Source organism: Bradyrhizobium sp. 149 (assembly GCF_023073915.1).
In the GTDB taxonomy this organism is placed as follows: Bacteria; Pseudomonadota; Alphaproteobacteria; order Rhizobiales; family Xanthobacteraceae; genus Bradyrhizobium.
In genome coordinates this window covers 679,734-694,406 of record NZ_JADPKK010000013.1, presented here as the reverse complement: position 1 = coordinate 694,406, position 14,673 = coordinate 679,734, and the positions used below count along the sequence as shown (strand labels likewise).

General features: G+C 64.7%; 12 protein-coding genes and 1 tRNA gene. 8 read left to right on the top strand and 5 right to left on the bottom strand.

Going from position 1 to position 14,673, the window contains the following annotated elements; all coding sequences use genetic code 11:
- Nucleotides 1-40: 40 nt before the first annotated feature.
- The 3 genes from IVA88_RS08575 to IVA88_RS08565 all read right to left on the bottom strand — a co-directional run bounded on the left by IVA88_RS08575 (nt 41) and on the right by IVA88_RS08565 (nt 4,441).
- Nucleotides 41-1,699, bottom strand: a complete 1,659-nt coding sequence (locus tag IVA88_RS08575) for a bifunctional metallophosphatase/5'-nucleotidase (protein ID WP_247496836.1) — start codon at nt 1,697-1,699, stop codon at nt 41-43.
- Between the two features lie 51 nt (nt 1,700-1,750).
- The gene (locus IVA88_RS08570) at nt 1,751-2,509 is read right to left on the bottom strand and encodes an enoyl-CoA hydratase-related protein (RefSeq protein ID WP_247496835.1); all 759 of its coding nucleotides are present in this window, start codon (nt 2,507-2,509) and stop codon (nt 1,751-1,753) included.
- Between the two features lie 228 nt (nt 2,510-2,737).
- Nucleotides 2,738-4,441 (bottom strand): methyl-accepting chemotaxis protein, encoded by a 1,704-nt coding sequence (locus IVA88_RS08565; RefSeq protein WP_346657569.1) that lies wholly within the window; start codon nt 4,439-4,441, stop codon nt 2,738-2,740.
- Between the two features lie 356 nt (nt 4,442-4,797).
- Between IVA88_RS08565 and IVA88_RS08560 the strand changes: the two genes are divergently transcribed.
- Entirely contained in the window at nt 4,798-6,039 is a 1,242-nt protein-coding gene (locus tag IVA88_RS08560) for an MFS transporter (RefSeq protein ID WP_247496834.1), read from the top strand.
- A 9-nt stretch (nt 6,040-6,048) separates the two neighbouring features.
- On the opposite strand, the gene IVA88_RS08555 is transcribed toward IVA88_RS08560, so the two are convergent.
- Nucleotides 6,049-7,827: an acyl-CoA dehydrogenase gene (locus IVA88_RS08555; RefSeq protein ID WP_247496833.1), complete on the bottom strand. Its 1,779-nt coding sequence runs from the start codon at nt 7,825-7,827 to the stop codon at nt 6,049-6,051.
- Between the two features lie 282 nt (nt 7,828-8,109).
- Here IVA88_RS08555 and IVA88_RS08550 point away from each other — a divergent pair.
- The 6 genes from IVA88_RS08550 (at nt 8,110) to IVA88_RS08525 (ending at nt 12,334) form a co-directional block, all read left to right on the top strand.
- Nucleotides 8,110-8,184: transfer RNA gene (locus IVA88_RS08550), tRNA-Gln, on the top strand.
- A gap of 306 nt (nt 8,185-8,490) precedes the next feature.
- Complete coding sequence (gene groES / locus IVA88_RS08545) at nt 8,491-8,805, top strand: co-chaperone GroES (protein WP_247496832.1); 315 nt, start codon at nt 8,491-8,493, stop codon at nt 8,803-8,805.
- Between the two features lie 36 nt (nt 8,806-8,841).
- Nucleotides 8,842-10,461 carry a chaperonin GroEL gene (groL, locus tag IVA88_RS08540; RefSeq protein WP_247496831.1) on the top strand — a complete coding sequence of 540 codons (1,620 nt, stop codon included), beginning with the start codon at nt 8,842-8,844 and terminating at the stop codon, nt 10,459-10,461.
- Between the two features lie 87 nt (nt 10,462-10,548).
- A complete protein-coding gene (locus IVA88_RS08535; RefSeq protein WP_247496830.1) occupies nt 10,549-10,881 on the top strand; it encodes a hypothetical protein in 333 nt (110 codons plus the stop codon).
- A gap of 43 nt (nt 10,882-10,924) precedes the next feature.
- Entirely contained in the window at nt 10,925-11,131 is a 207-nt protein-coding gene (locus tag IVA88_RS08530) for a hypothetical protein (RefSeq protein WP_247496829.1), read from the top strand.
- Nucleotides 11,132-11,263: 132 nt separating this feature from the next.
- On the top strand, nt 11,264-12,334 hold the full coding sequence (locus IVA88_RS08525; protein WP_247496828.1) for a trypsin-like peptidase domain-containing protein: 1,071 nt from the start codon (nt 11,264-11,266) through the stop codon (nt 12,332-12,334).
- Between the two features lie 14 nt (nt 12,335-12,348).
- Here IVA88_RS08525 and IVA88_RS08520 read toward each other — a convergent pair whose 3' ends face one another.
- Nucleotides 12,349-13,236 (bottom strand): hypothetical protein, encoded by an 888-nt coding sequence (locus IVA88_RS08520; protein ID WP_247496827.1) that lies wholly within the window; start codon nt 13,234-13,236, stop codon nt 12,349-12,351.
- 181 nt (nt 13,237-13,417) lie between these two features.
- Here IVA88_RS08520 and IVA88_RS08515 point away from each other — a divergent pair, with 181 nt between their 5' ends.
- Nucleotides 13,418-14,605, top strand: coding sequence for a CoA transferase (locus IVA88_RS08515; RefSeq protein WP_247496826.1), 1,188 nt, complete (start codon nt 13,418-13,420; stop codon nt 14,603-14,605).
- The last annotated feature ends 68 nt before the right edge of the window (nt 14,606-14,673 follow it).

Below are 14,673 nucleotides of genomic sequence, written 5' to 3'. Positions count from 1 at the left end.
ATGGCAAAGGGTGGTCCCGGACCGGTCCGTTTGATCCGGATCAGTTCACGCGCTGGATGCGGTTCAGCGGCAGCGGCCCGATTGGTCCGTGCGTCCTGAAGAACGCGAACAGCGCGTCAGCGTCGTAGCCGCCATATTGCGGCGCCGTGCCCTGTTTGGCGACCGTGAAGCCGTCACCGCCGACTGCGAGATAATCGTTGAGGGTGACGCGATAGCCGCTTCCAGCTTCGATCGGCCTGCCGTTGAGCGTCATCTTCTCGGTGATGACGCGCTCGCCGAATGGCTTCGCCGCATCCCAGGCATAACTGAACCCGTTCGAGACCTGGAGAATCCGCGGCCGCTTCGGATCGAGCCATTGCTGCTCCAGCATGTCCTTGAGCTGGCGGCCCGTGAGCGTCATGGTGACGAGCCGGTTGCGGAACGGCTGGCTGGCGAAAACGTCGCCGAAGGTAATCGCGCCGTTCTCCTTTGGAACGATGTCGGTGCGGATGCCGCCGGGGTTGGTGAGTGCGATGACGGCGCTGCCGTCCTTGGCGTCCCTGGTCGCGGCGAACTGCGCGTCCGCGATGATGTCGCCGAGCGCGCTTTCGCCGGCCTCGTTCGGCACGCGCGACAGCGTCTGCGTCACCGATCCAGCCGGGCGATTGGCGATCGGCGCTGAGAGCTTGTCGTAGGCATCGATCAGCGCGGTCTGCTCGGGATCCTTTGGCAGCGAGGCAGTTGCGACGATGACGTTCTCGGCCCTGGCGCTGACGACGTCGCGCGTTGCCGGATCGAGCTTGAGGTCGATCGCGGTGACCAGCGTGCCGTATTTGTCGCCGCTGGTGACGAGCCGCCCATCGACTTGGCAAACATAAGCACGATGAGTATGGCCGCTGACGACGACATCGACGGCACGATCGAATTTTTTCACGATGTCCACGATCGGCCCCGTAATGGCAGGGCATTCATTGTAGTCGCCGGCCGGCTCGCCGCCCTGGTGGATCAGCACCACGATGGCCTCGACCCCACGCGCCTTCAGCTGCGGCACCAGCGCGTTCACCGTCTCGGCTTCGTCGCGGAATTCGAGCCCGGCGATGCCCGCGGGCGAGACGATGCCCGCGGTCTCCTTCAAGGTCAGCCCGATGAAGGCGATGGGGATGCCCTCGAACTCCCTGATCTCGTAAGGCGGCAGCACGCTCTTGCCGGTCGCGGTCTCGATGGTGGACGCCGCGAGATAGTGGAATTTGGCGCCCAGGAACGGATGCGGGCCCTGACAGCCGTCGACGGGATGACAACCCCCGTTCTGCATCCGCAACAGCTCGGTCTTGCCCTCGTCGAATTCGTGATTGCCGACCGAGGTGATCGCGAGCCCCATCATCGAGAGCGACTCGATCGACGGCTCGTCGTGGAACATCGCCGACAGGAACGGGCTCGCGCCGATCAGGTCGCCGGCGGCGACGAAGATCGTGTTCTTGTGTCCCTCGCGCAGCTGCTTCACCAGCGTCGCCATGTATTCGGCACCGCCGGCCGCCACCATCACCTTTCTGGATTTATCCTCGGGATCGCTGATCCGGATGCCGCCCGGCGGCGGGCGCAGATTGCCGTGGAAATCGTTGACCGCGAGAATGCGCAGCTCGACGGGTGCGGCGGTTTGGGCGGACGCGGGCAGGGTGGCGAGCGCGAGCGCGAAGACGGTCAGGCGGAGAACATGTCGCATGGAACCAGACTAGTCGTTCCGCACGAAGATTTCACGAAAGTTCTCGGTGCCCTATTTTTTCTTCCTGTCAGCAAACGCGTTGAACGCGGCAGTGGCTTCTTCGGACTTCAGCCGCTCGCCGAACAGATGGGCTTCCTGGTCGATGCGGCGGGTGAGCTCTTCCGGCGCGGCGCGCAGCAATTTGCGCGAGATCGCGACGGCCTCGGCCGGAAGCTTGCAAATCTCGCGCGCCACTTTGCGGGCCTCGACCTCGGTGTGCCCCGATGACACCACCGCGTTGACAAAGCCCGCGGTATGGGCCTCCGCGGCGGTGAAAGTCCGCCCCATCACCAGCATCGCAAAAGCGCGCTGGTGACCCATCGTGTTCGGCATCAGCAGGCTGGAAGCCCCGACCGGAACCAGCCCGAGACGGATGTAAGGCGCGGAGAAAGTAGCTGCCGTGGATGCGAGCACGTAGTCGCAGTGAAACAACATGACCGTGCCAATCCCGATCGACGCTCCATCCACGGCGGCGATGATCGGCTTGGCGTTCAGGGCGAGTGAATAGAGGAATCTCGCGCCGTCCGTCAGCGTCTGGGGGCGCGACGTGTCGGCGTGCATGAAATCGTCGATGTCGTCGCCGGCGGTGAACACGCCGGAGCCGCCGGTGATGATGATGCAGCGGATGTCGGGATTGTTCTGCGCGGTGTCGATCGCGCGGCTCATCTCCCGGTACATGTCCTGCGTAATGGCGTTCTTCTTGCCCGGGCGGCGCAGGGTGATTACGCGTGTTGCGTGCTCTTCGCTGACGAGGATATTGCCATTCGACATGAGGAGCCCCTGCGGTCGCCGCGACGCCGACGTTGGCGAGTCTTGCCCTCAGCCTACATCATCTCACGGAGGTGCCAATGCCGGGGTCGAAGTTTTTGGCGGGAGCGCCCCAAGCTCGGGGCGATCCGGGTATCCAGAGACGGCCCCTCCTGACAAAGCGGCCCGGGCAATGCGCCGTGTTCCCGAGGCTGGTGTCGGGATCGCCGGGGCGGTGCCATTCACATCCGCCTACGCGGCGCGCACCGTGTTCAAGAAATTCCCGACCTCGAGCTTCAGCCTGTTGCCTTCGAGGGCCAGGGATTGCGCGGCCGCCAGTACCTGCGAGGATGCCGAGCCGGTTTCCGCGGCGCCGCGCTGTACGGCCGTCACATTGGACGAAACCTGATGCGTGCCTTGTGCCGCCTGCTGGACGTTGCGGGAGATCTCCTGGGTCGCCGCACCTTGCTCTTCGACGGCGGCGGCAATCGCCGAGGCGATCTCCGACAGCCGCTCGATCGTCCCGCTGATCTCCTTGATCGCACCGACCGAGGCCTGCGTCGCCGATTGAATACCCGAGATCTGCTGCCCGATCTCGCCCGTCGCCTTCGCGGTCTGTTCGGCGAGCGCCTTTACCTCGGAGGCGACCACGGCGAAACCACGGCCCGCTTCACCGGCGCGTGCCGCCTCGATGGTCGCGTTCAGCGCCAGCAAGTTGGTCTGCCCAGCGATGGTATTGATCAGCTCGACGACGTCGCCGATCCGGCTTGCCGCCTTCGAAAGCTCGCCGACCTCCACGGTGGTCGCACGCGCCTGGCCGACGGCTTCGCTCGCCATGCGCGCGGAATCCTGCACCTGACGGCTGATCTCGTTGATGGACGACGACAGCTCCTCGGTGGCTGACGCGACCGATTGCACGTTGGTGGAGGCTTCCTCGGATGCTGCCGCCACGACGGTCGACAATTGCTGGGAGCGTTCGGCGGTCGCGGTCAGCGTGCTGGCGGAGGCCTCGAGCTCGGTCGACGCCGAGGACACCGTCTCGATGATCTCTCCGACTGCCCCTTCGAACTGGTTGGCGAGCTTGTACATCTCCTGCTTGCGTTGTTCGCCGGCAAGGCGATCCTGCTCGGACTTGGCGAGTGCCTCCTGGCGGGCCTTCTCGGCGAGCATCGTCTTTACGCTCTCCACTGCGCGCGCCGTGTCGCCAATCTCATCGCGGCGGCCCAGCGCCGTCATTTCGACGTCCTCGCCCTTGGCCATGCGATTGAGCAGACCGACCAGGCTCGTCAGCGGCCGCGCGATACCGAAGATACCAAGCAGCAGCGCGCCGGCGATGGCTGAAATGCCGGAGACCGCGGCGAGGATGTACGAACTCCTGATCTCGGCGGCGGCGTCCGCGTGTTGTTCGTCGGCCCTGCTCTTGGCAAACGCCACCATCGTTTCGGCGAGATGGATCTGGGAGGCGACCGCCTCCTGGAGAACGCCATTGCATTCGACGCGCATCCGTTCGGCGGCCTTTACGTTCTCCTCCGCATTGGTGGTGGTGGAGGCGTACGCGATCGCCGGGGTGCAGGCAGCAAATGCTTTTTTGAGGCTCTCGATCTGCGCGCCAACCTCCCCCGCCTTTTCAGGCACGTTCTGCCGGACCTTGTTGAGATTCTCGATCGCCCATTCCGAATTCTCTTTCGTGGCCTTCAACAGCCTGGCGTTGCCGGCGTCAGTGGTTTCGACGAGGAGTTCGAATGCTGCAGCGCGGTAGGTCTCGACCCGGCGCGCGATACGCGCCACCAGAGTGGTGGATGTGTCGACCCTGACGACGATATCCGAATAGGCCGCATCGAGAGCCGCCATTCGGGTCGCGGTGTAGCCGACCAGGGCGATCATGACAGCGCCGAGCACGCCGGTGATCAAGCCGATCTTGGTGGGCATCCGTAGATTATTGAACAATGACATCATTGGCGTTGTCCTGCGGGAAAGGGAAGGTCTTGCAGACGAGCAGGCGGAGCGCAACACGCCGCAAAGCGGCGCTCGTCCAAGCCTGTAGGGCATTTCCAATCACTGCAAAGTACGCGAAGCGGCTCTACACGCGGCTCGCTTCGGCCGAACTAAGGCTAACGCTGGACAGTTAAGAAACCTCAACCATACCCGGCCGTAATGGTACGGGGCCTCCCGCCGCCGCGGAGACGTGCGCAGCGCGAGATGCATCGAGATCAGCGCGCGCAACAAAAGGCTACAATGTTTTTGTTGAATAACCAGGAGTTGTGCGGCACGATCGGCCCTGCTTGGTTTCCATTTGGCCGATTGCTTGATTGATGATTGTCGCAACGGGCACCGACGAATCCTCGCCGCACTATCGCGGCTGGCGGGTCGTGCTGGCCTGTTTCCTGATGGCCTTCTTCATGTTCGGCTTCGGCCTGTACGGCCAGGGCGTCTATCTCGCCGAGCTCCAGCGGGCCCATGGCTGGCCGGGCACGCTGGTCTCGGCGGCCAGCACCTTCTCCTTTCTCCTGACCTCCGTCCTCGTCATCTTCACCGACGATCTCCTCGTCCGTATCGGGCTGCGGTCGTTGATCCTGTGTGGGCTGTCGGCGCTCGGGGCATCGACGGTGCTGCTGGCGGTCATGCAGACGCCCTGGCAGCTTTATCTCGCCTATGCGCTGATGTCGGTCGGCTGGACCGGCATGGGCACGGTGGTGATCGCGACCGTGCTGAACTCGTGGTTCGAACGGCGTCGCGGGCTCGCCCTCAGCCTCGCTTTCAACGGCGCGACCTGCGGCGGCATCGTCCTCGTTCCGCTGCTGCTGACGCTAAGCGGCAGTATCGGCTTCCGTTCCGCGATGCTGGTGGCCACGGTCGCGATGGTGGTGCTGGTGTTGCCGGTGGTGGTCATCTTCACGGGCTGGCGGGCCGAAATGTCGCCGAATTCGGGCGGAGACTTGTCCGCTGGCGGCACCGCCTTGCCTGCGGTTCACTCGCGCAAGACGCTGCTCGCCAGCGCGGCGTTCTGGACCATGGTGCTGCCGATCGCGATCGCGCTGCTGGCGCAGATGGGATTCATCATTCACCAGGTGACGTTTCTCGAACCGCTGATCGGCCGCGCCAGTGCGGGCCTTGCCGTCACCATCATGGCGGCGATGGCGGTGGTCGGACGCCTGTCGCTCGGCCTGTTCGTGGACCGGCTCGACCCGCGGCTCGCCTGCGCGGCTTCGATGACCAGCCAGGCGGCGGCGCTGTTCGTCCTCGTGCAGAGCACAAGCCCGACGGTGCTGCTCGCCTGCTGCGCCGTCTACGGTTTCTCGATCGGCAACATGATCACGTTCCCGCCTTTGATCATCCAGCGCGAGATCGGCGCGAACGCCTTCGCCGCCGCGATGGGACTGGGCACGTCGATCAGCGGCATTGTCAGCGCCTTCGGCCCCGGCATCGTCGGTCTGGTGCGCAGCGTAACCGGCGATTACACGGCGGCGTTTGCGATGTGCGTGGTGCTCGATCTGGTGGCGGCGGGGATCGTGCTGTGGCGGCCGGGAAGACGCGCAAAGCTCGCGGCGTCGTAGCGAGCGCGCTCACCCCAACAGCACCGCGTCCGCCGCCGCGACCGACTCCGCGCTCTCCGTCACGGTGCGCTCGAGCGCGCCGGCCTGCACGGCGATGTTCTCGGCGAAGAAGCGCGCCAGCGAGACGTAGCGCGCCGCGTCCGTGACGCCGTGGGATTTCGCGGCGAGCGCTTCGGATGCCAGCATGCAGCCGCCAAGCGTCGAGCCGAACTGCTGCAGATACGGCGTCGCGCCGGCGAGCGCCTCGTTCGGCGCGGACCCGACGCGCTCCAGCAGCCATTTGCTGGTGCGCGTCAGCGCCTCCAGCGCCTCGCGCAATTTCACGCCCGTGGTGCCGAAGGCGGGATCGTTGGAGGCTTCGACCTGCTTCACAATGGCCGAGAGCTCATCGAGCAGCGGCCACACCGACGCGCCGCCGTTGGCCGCGAGTTTTCGCGTGACGAGGTCGATGGCCTGGATGCCATTGGTGCCCTCGTAGATCGCGGTGATGCGCGCATCGCGATAGTGTTGAGCAGCGCCGGTCTCCTCGATGAAGCCCATTCCGCCATGCACCTGCACGCCGAGATAGGCGACCTCGTTGCCGACATCGGTGGAATAGCCCTTGGCCATCGGCGTCAGCAGCGCCGCGCGCGCGGCAGCATCCGCGCGGACCTTCGGGTCGCTGGCGCGCGTCGAGACGTCGATCGCGACGGCGGTAGCATAGCAGATGGTGCGCGCCGCCGCGGTCTGCGCCCGCATCCGCATCAGCATGCGCTTGACGTCGGGATGCACGAAGATCGCATCTGAGCCGTCACCCTTTTTACCGAGGGCGCGGCCCTGCTTGCGCTCTTGTGCGTACGACAAGGCCTGCTGATAGGCGCGGTCGGCAACACCGACGCCTTCGAGGCCGACGCCCAGGCGGGCCTGGTTCATCATCGTGAACATGCAGCGCATGCCCTGGTTCTCTTCGCCGACCAGGAAGCCGATCGCGCCGCCATGATCGCCCATCGTCATGGTGCAGGTCGGGGAGGCATGCATGCCGAGCTTGTGCTCGACGCCAGAGGCAAAAATGTCGTTGCGTGCGCCGAGCGAGCCGTCTTCGTTGACCATGAATTTCGGCACGAGGAACAGCGAGATCCCCTTGGTGCCGGCGGGCGCGTCGGGAAGGCGCGCCAGCACGAAATGCACGATGTTGTCGGTCATGTCGTGCTCGCCATAGGTGATGAAGATCTTCGTCCCCTTGATGCGATAGGTGCCGTCGGCCATCTTCTCGGCGCGGGTGCGCAGCGCGCCGACGTCGGAGCCGGCCTGCGGTTCGGTCAGCTGCATCGTACCGGTCCATTCGCCGGAGACGAGCTTCTCGAGGTAGATTTTCTTCAGCTCGTCGCTGCCATGCGCGTCCAGCGCCTCCATTGCGGAGGCCGTCAGCAGCGGGCAGAGGCCGAAGGCGACGTTCGAGGCGCTCCAGATCTCGGTGCAGGCCGCGTTGATCGCGAGCGGCAGGCCCTGGCCGCCAAAATCCTCGGGGCCGGAGACTGCGTTCCAGCCGCCCTCGGTCCAGCGCTTGTAGGCATCCGGCCAGCCCGGCGCGGTCGTGACCTTGCCGTCGCTGAGCTTGATGCCGTGCTCGTCGCCGACCTTGTTGAGCGGCGCCAGCACGTCGCTTGCGAACTTGCCGGCTTCCTCCAGCACCGCCGCGACAATGTCGCCGTCGAAATCGCCGTAATGGCCGGCCTCCATGGCAGCCTTCAGGCCGGCGCCGTGGTTGAGGGACAGCAGCATGTCAGAGATCGGCGCGCGGTAGGTCATGGCTCACTCCCATGGACGGGTCTTGGGACAGGTCTTGCCGCCGTATTCCCATGAAACGGGGGAGGTCTCAACTGTCGGGATACCCAGACCGCGCTGGGTCGGAACGGCTGTCGCCAAGCCTGATAATGAAGGCCTATAACTAGGTGTGGCACTCCCAAGCCGGCGGCAGCGGTATTTTGCCCCTCCAGGCGGTTGAAATGCCGCTTCGCTCCCTATAGACCGGCTGCGACCGACGGAATCTGCGGTAGCCAGTTCTTCCGCCCCGCTCCGTTGGTCGCCTGTTGGGGCGTAGCCAAGTGGTAAGGCAGCGGATTTTGATTCCGCCATTCGGAGGTTCGATCCCTCCCGCCCCAGCCAGAGCTTACGCTGATGAGTTCGGCAGGCAGGCAATCCGGCTGCCGCCACTTTTTTGCGCCCATTTGAAATGGGGCTTCGCAAGTTCGCTCAAGCATACCTCGGTCGTAGAATAAGGTGTCGTAGCGAGCAATGCGGACTGGTTTCTGATGTCCAGCCTTGGGCGGCGAAGTCGACCAACGTGGCTCACAAAAAAATTTACCCGGCCCCCTTGAACAAGAAGAGGCTGGGCTCTAGGTCGTTTTCCGCCCGGGGGCCGGTTCCGGACCCGGATTTTGGACATCGCTGAACCTATCAAGGAGGATGTGCATGCATTTCCGCCCGTTGCACGACCGTGTTCTCGTGCGCCGCATCGATGCCGAGACGAAGACCGCCGGCGGCATCATCATTCCCGACACTGCCAAGGAGAAGCCGCAGCAAGGCGAGATCATCGCCGTGGGCCCCGGCGCGAGAAACGAGCAGGGACAGCTCGTGCCGCTCGACGTCAAGGCCGGCGACCGCGTGCTGTTCGGCAAATGGTCGGGCACCGAGGTCAAGATCGACGGCGAGGAGCTCTTGATCATGAAGGAGAGCGATCTTCTGGGCGTGGTCGAACAAGCCGACACGCTCAAGAAGGCCGCATGACGCTGACAGTCATCGAACAGAAAGGAGTTTTGCAACATGGCTGCCAAGGACGTGAAATTTTCGACCGAGGCCCGCGAGCGCATGCTGCGGGGCGTCGACACACTGGCAAACGCGGTGAAGGTCACGCTCGGTCCGAAGGGGCGTAACGTCGTCATCGAAAAATCGTTCGGTGCGCCGCGCATTACCAAGGATGGCGTCACCGTCGCCAAGGAGATCGAACTGGAGGACAAGTTCGAGAACATGGGCGCACAGATGGTGCGCGAAGTCGCTTCCAAGACCAACGACCTCGCCGGCGACGGCACCACGACGGCGACCGTGCTGGCGCAAGCCGTCGTCAAGGAAGGGGCAAAGGCGGTTGCGGCCGGCATGAACCCGATGGACCTGAAGCGCGGCATCGACCTTGCAGTGGAGGCGATCGTGGCCGACCTCAAATCCCACGCCAAGAAGGTCACCTCGAACGACGAGATCGCCCAGGTCGGCACCATCTCGGCCAACGGCGACACCGAGATCGGCCGCTTCCTGGCGGAAGCCATGCAGAAGGTCGGCAACGAAGGCGTGATCACGGTCGAGGAGGCCAAGAGCCTGCACACCGAGCTCGAGGTGGTCGAAGGCATGCAGTTCGACCGCGGCTACGTCTCGCCATACTTCGTGACGAATTCCGAGAAGATGCGGGTCGAACTCGAGGATCCCTACCTCCTGATCCACGAGAAGAAGCTTTCCGGTCTGCAAACCATGCTGCCGCTGCTCGAACAGGTCGTGCAATCCGGCAAGCCGCTGCTGATCATCGCCGAGGATGTCGAAGGCGAAGCGCTCGCGACGCTGGTGGTCAACCGCCTGCGCGGCGGCCTGAAGGTTGCGGCTGTCAAGGCGCCGGGCTTCGGTGACCGCCGCAAGGCGATGCTGGAGGACATTGCGATCCTCACCGGTGGCACGGTGATCTCCGAAGATCTCGGCATCAAGCTGGAGAACGTCACCGTGAACATGCTTGGCCGCGCCAAGAAGGTGGTAATCGACAAGGAGAACACCACGATCGTGGACGGCGCCGGAGCCAAGAAGGACATCGAGGCGCGGAGCCAGCAAATCAGGGCCCAGATCGAGGAAACCAGCTCGGACTACGATCGCGAAAAGCTGCAGGAGCGGCTGGCCAAGCTCGCCGGTGGCGTCGCCGTGATCCGCGTCGGGGGTGCAACCGAAGTCGAGGTCAAGGAGCGCAAGGACCGCGTCGATGACGCGCTGCATGCCACCCGTGCCGCGGTCGAGGAGGGTATCCTGCCGGGCGGCGGAGTGGCATTGCTGCGCTCGGTCAAGGCGCTCGACGGCATCAAGACCGCCAACGCCGACCAGAAGGCCGGCATCGACATCGTGCGCCGTGCGATCCAGGTGCCGGCCCGGCAGATCGTGGAGAATGCCGGCGAAGACGGCTCCGTGGTCGTCGGCAAGCTGCTCGAAGGCCAGAGCTACACCTGGGGCTTCAATGCCGCGACGGGCGAGTACCAGGACATGGTGACGGCCGGCGTGATCGACCCTGCCAAGGTCGTTCGAACGGCCTTGCAGGACGCCGCCTCCGTGTCTTCGCTGCTCATCACGACGGAAGCGCTGGTGGCCGACAAACCGAAGAAGGCGGAAGCAGCAAGCGCTCCCGCGATGGACTTCTGACGCGACCGCGAGCCCGGCCGCGAGCGGCCGGGCTCGTTCTCAAAGAGAGAGGATGTTTGCAAGCCGTTCGAATGACAGGAGGATGAGATGATCAAGGATCAGGTCTTCTCCGCTCGCGCGGAGACCAGAAAGATGTGGCGGCGGCTCGCCGCCTTTGCACTCGGGAGCAGTTTCGCGCTGTTGCCCTTTGCAGCCTATGGCAACGAGGGGGCCCGCCCAGCTCCGAGCGCCGCGAGCACTTTCGAGCACATGCCGCTGCCGCCAGTTCCCGATCACCAGTCGATGCCTTGGCTGGACTGGGAGCCGGCATCCCCGACCATGAAGGTGGATACCCTGCTTTCGCCCGTGCTGGGACCGTCTGGAATCCGGATCGATGCCACGCAACCGGATCGCGACCGGCAACAGCCCGCGATGAGCTGAGCCGGGATCATCCGCTCCGGTCTGCCGCGCCGAGGACTGGGTCATGTGGCCTGGAAACGACAATGTACCCGATGCTCGTCAAAACGAGACGCTGACCTTCCTGATCAAGAGCCAGCGGCGGGTCATTGCGCATTGCGAAAAATTGCTGGCCGCCGACGGCCTCCCGGCCGACGATCGGAAGCGTCTTCTGCGCCTGCGCAATGCCGCCGAAGCCGCGCTCGCAGGCCTGACATTGACTGAGGCCGCTTGACCGCGGCCTCAGTCGACACCTCATCCATGAGCGGCCGATCGGGCCGCCATCGACGCATTTCCAATCTCCCCCCAGGCGAAGCCGCACGTGATAAAGATGCACCCTCTGCGTTTGCTCTCACTGACGTCTTTAATGCTGATGCTCCTCGCATTGCATCCTGCTGGCGCGCAAATTCCCGATCCGAAGATCGGCGGTTCGATCCCGACACTGGCGCCTCTGGTTCGCCAGGTCACGCCGGCAGTCGTCAACATCTCCGTCCACGGCCGCGTCCGCGAGGACAACCCATTGTACAGAGATCCCGTGTTTCGCGAGTTTTTTGAGGTCCCCCGGCAGATCGAGAAGGAGGTCAACGCGACCGGCTCGGGCGTTATTGTCGATGCCCGGAGGGGCTATGTCCTGACCAACAACCATGTTGTGGAGGGCACGTCCTCGGTGCAGGTCACCACAAAGGATGGCCGGCAGCTGTCCGCGAAGGTGATCGGCCGCGATCCGCCAACAGACGTTGCCGTGCTCCAAATTCAGAACCCGGCCGGCCTCACGGCTCTTTCGCTGGGCGACAGCGACGCCCTCGAGGTAGGCGATTTCGTGCTGGCGATTGGCAACCCGTTCGGACTCGGCCAGACGGTCACCTCGGGGCTGGTCAGTGCCCTCGGCCGCACCGGACTCGGCAAACAGGGCTATGAGGACTTCATCCAGACCGACGCCGCAATCAATCCCGGCAATTCCGGCGGCGCGCTGGTCAGCCTGCGCGGCGAACTGATCGGCATCAACTCCGCGATTATCTCTCCTGCGGGTGGCAACGTCGGCATCGGCTTTGCGATTCCGGTCAACATGGCGCGGCGCGTGATGGAACAGATCGTTGCGACCGGACGTGTCGAGCGGGGCCGCATCGGCGTTTCGCTGGGCGATCTGCACCCTTCCGCGGGCAAAGCGCGGACTGAAGGCGCGATGATTGCCGACGTTGCCGCGGATTCGCCGGCGGACCGTGCTGGCTTGCGCAAGGGCGACGTCGTTCTCATGGCCGACGACCGGCCGATCCGCACCGCCGCGCAACTCCGCAACAAGGTCGGCCTCACGCCCGTCGGTCAGGCGGTGAAGCTCGGCGTGCAGCGCAACGGCGTCCCGCTCACAATCTCCGTCCAGGTCGCCTCACCCCAGGAGCAAAGCGATGCCTCCGCCGGCAAGGCCCGCGCTATTCGCTAGTCTCGCGGCATTCCCTATCCCTCATACTGATCCGGCTCCATCGCCCACGCCGCCTGATCGTGGCCAGTCGCATAATTCCTGTTGTTGATCGCCGGATTGCGATTCACCATCGGTCGCATGAACATCGGGTGAGTGGCGCTGCGCACCTCGTGCTCGACCGTGAACAGCGGCTTGCCGCTGTCGAGATCGACGATGTCGCAAAACCGGTACTGGTATCGATTGTCCTCGCGCGAGATCAGATTGCGCGCCGACAGCCTGCGGTAAGGGCCGGAGAAGTCGGTGATGTACATCTGCACATGGTGGCCGTCATAGTCGCCTTGCGGCCGGTCGGTCTCGCGGAACAACAGATGCTGGTCGCGGCCGGTCTTCACGGCGGCGACGGTGCCGTCGCCGTTCCACAAGGCGGATGGCATGCCCATGATCTCGGGATAGAAGGCGCAGATGCGCGCTGCGGATCCCACCGGCACGTCGAATTCGACATAGGGAATGCCGAGCGCGACGCGGCCGAAGCGCGCGGCGTCGGGCTCGTAACAGCGCAGGCGGTTGCCCCACGGACAAACCGCTTCGACATGGTCGTTGTGCTCGGCGAAGGCGAACGCGGTGCCCTCGAGTTTTTTGGCGACCGACGCCAGCCGGGCGAGCAGCGCCTCGCGGCCCGCGATCACCAGCCCGACATGACCGCGCAGCACCTGCGGCCGGCCGCTCGGCAAGTGAAACTGGCTGCGTCCGGCGTTGATCCACATGTTGGTGTCGGACACCATGAGGTAGGGATCGCGCGTGAGCCCGAGGCCGGTGACGTAGAACAACGTGGCGAGGCGCTGGTCCGGGACCTGGATGTTGACGTGCTCGAAATGGATCGCGTTGCCGAGATCTTCTGCGGATCGATCGAATTGTTGCGGCATGGATGGGGCTCTGGCTGGGGGACAGACGGATCATACTAGAGCACAATTTCCGCCGGCCGAAACGGCTAACCCATCACATCTTCTAACCCATGACATCTTGAAGGCAGCGCATGGTGTCCGCCGCGACCTTGCCGTGGCAGGCAGTCCCTGTAATCTGGCAAAAACCTGGGGGACGGAACCGATGCGGGGAGTTTTGGCGGGCGTACGCATTCTCGATTTCGGGCGCTATATCGCGGGGCCCTATTGCGCGACCTTGCTGGCCGAATTCGGCGCCGAGGTCATTCGCGTGGAGAAGCGCGACGGCAGCGAGGATCGCTTCGTGGCGCCGGTGGGCGAAAACGGCGAAGGCGCGCTGTTCCTTCAGGTCAATCGCAACAAGAAGTGCCTCACGCTCGATCCGATGAAGCCGGAGGGGCAGGAGGTGATGCGCCGCCTGGTTGCGACCGCCGACGTCGTCGTTGCCAATTTGCCGCCGCAGACCTTGCTCGCGATGAAGCTCGACTACGACTCGCTCAAGGCGATCAAGCCCGACATCATCCTGACGACCGCGACCGCGTTCGGCGGACCGGGGCCATGGTCGGACCGCGTCGGCTTCGACGGCGTCGGGCAGGTCATGTCGGGATCGGTGTACATGACGGGCGCCGGCGATCCGCCGTATCGGGCGGCGGTCAACTGGGTCGATTTCGGCACCGCGCTGCATTGCGCGTTCGGGACGCTCGCCGCGCTGATCGAGCGCGGCAAATCCGGACGTGGGCAGATCGTCGAGGGCGCATTGCTCGCAACCGCCTTGTCCTTCACCAATGCCACGCTGATCGAGCAGGCCGTGATCAACGTCAATCGCGTGCCATCGGGCAATCTCGGCCAGACCGCGGCGCCCGCCGACATCTACCGCACCAGGGACGGCTGGGTGCTGTGCCAGGTCACGGGGCATCCGCTGTTCAAGCGCTGGGCGAAGCTGATGGGCGAGGAGGAGGTCTGGCTGAACGACCCGCGCTTTGCCGACGACATCAGCCGCGGCAACAACGGCGCCATCGTCAGCGAGCGGATGGCGCGCTGGTGCGCCGAGCGCAGCACGCAGGAGGCCGTCGACACCCTGGGCAAGGCCATGATTCCGACCGGCCCCGTGCTGAGCCCGCAACAGGCGCTGGATCATCCGCACATCCGCGCCGCCAGCTTCATGCAGGACGTCGACTATCCCGGTCTGCCGAAGCCCGCACCGGTGGCGCGCGCCGCCGTCCGCCTGTCGGAAACGCCCGGCGAAATCGCGACGCGTCCACCCACGCTCGGCGAGCATACCGATCTGATTCTGACCGAGCTCGGCTACGACAACGCCGCCATCGCGGCGTTACGACAGGGCGGCATCGTCTAGCGAGACGAGGGCAGGGCGAGCATGTCGCCAACTTGCCCATGCTATTGCCGGGAGCTTGGCCGCGGTGG

Excerpts from the sequence above, each read along its gene's own strand:
- IVA88_RS08515 (WP_247496826.1), top strand. The coding sequence starts at position 13,418 with ATGCGGGGAGTTTTGGCGGGCGTACGCATTCTCGATTTCGGGCGCTAT.
- IVA88_RS08530 (WP_247496829.1), top strand. The coding sequence starts at position 10,925 with ATGTGGCCTGGAAACGACAATGTACCCGATGCTCGTCAAAACGAGACG.
- IVA88_RS08570 (WP_247496835.1), bottom strand. The coding sequence starts at position 2,509 with ATGTCGAATGGCAATATCCTCGTCAGCGAAGAGCACGCAACACGCGTA.
- groL (WP_247496831.1), top strand. The coding sequence starts at position 8,842 with ATGGCTGCCAAGGACGTGAAATTTTCGACCGAGGCCCGCGAGCGCATG.
- IVA88_RS08565 (WP_346657569.1), bottom strand. The coding sequence starts at position 4,441 with ATGATGTCATTGTTCAATAATCTACGGATGCCCACCAAGATCGGCTTG.
- IVA88_RS08535 (WP_247496830.1), top strand. The coding sequence starts at position 10,549 with ATGATCAAGGATCAGGTCTTCTCCGCTCGCGCGGAGACCAGAAAGATG.
- IVA88_RS08560 (WP_247496834.1), top strand. The coding sequence starts at position 4,798 with ATGATTGTCGCAACGGGCACCGACGAATCCTCGCCGCACTATCGCGGC.
- IVA88_RS08525 (WP_247496828.1), top strand. The coding sequence starts at position 11,264 with ATGCTGATGCTCCTCGCATTGCATCCTGCTGGCGCGCAAATTCCCGAT.
- groES (WP_247496832.1), top strand. The coding sequence starts at position 8,491 with ATGCATTTCCGCCCGTTGCACGACCGTGTTCTCGTGCGCCGCATCGAT.
- IVA88_RS08520 (WP_247496827.1), bottom strand. The coding sequence starts at position 13,236 with ATGCCGCAACAATTCGATCGATCCGCAGAAGATCTCGGCAACGCGATC.
- IVA88_RS08575 (WP_247496836.1), bottom strand. The coding sequence starts at position 1,699 with ATGCGACATGTTCTCCGCCTGACCGTCTTCGCGCTCGCGCTCGCCACC.
- IVA88_RS08555 (WP_247496833.1), bottom strand. The coding sequence starts at position 7,827 with ATGACCTACCGCGCGCCGATCTCTGACATGCTGCTGTCCCTCAACCAC.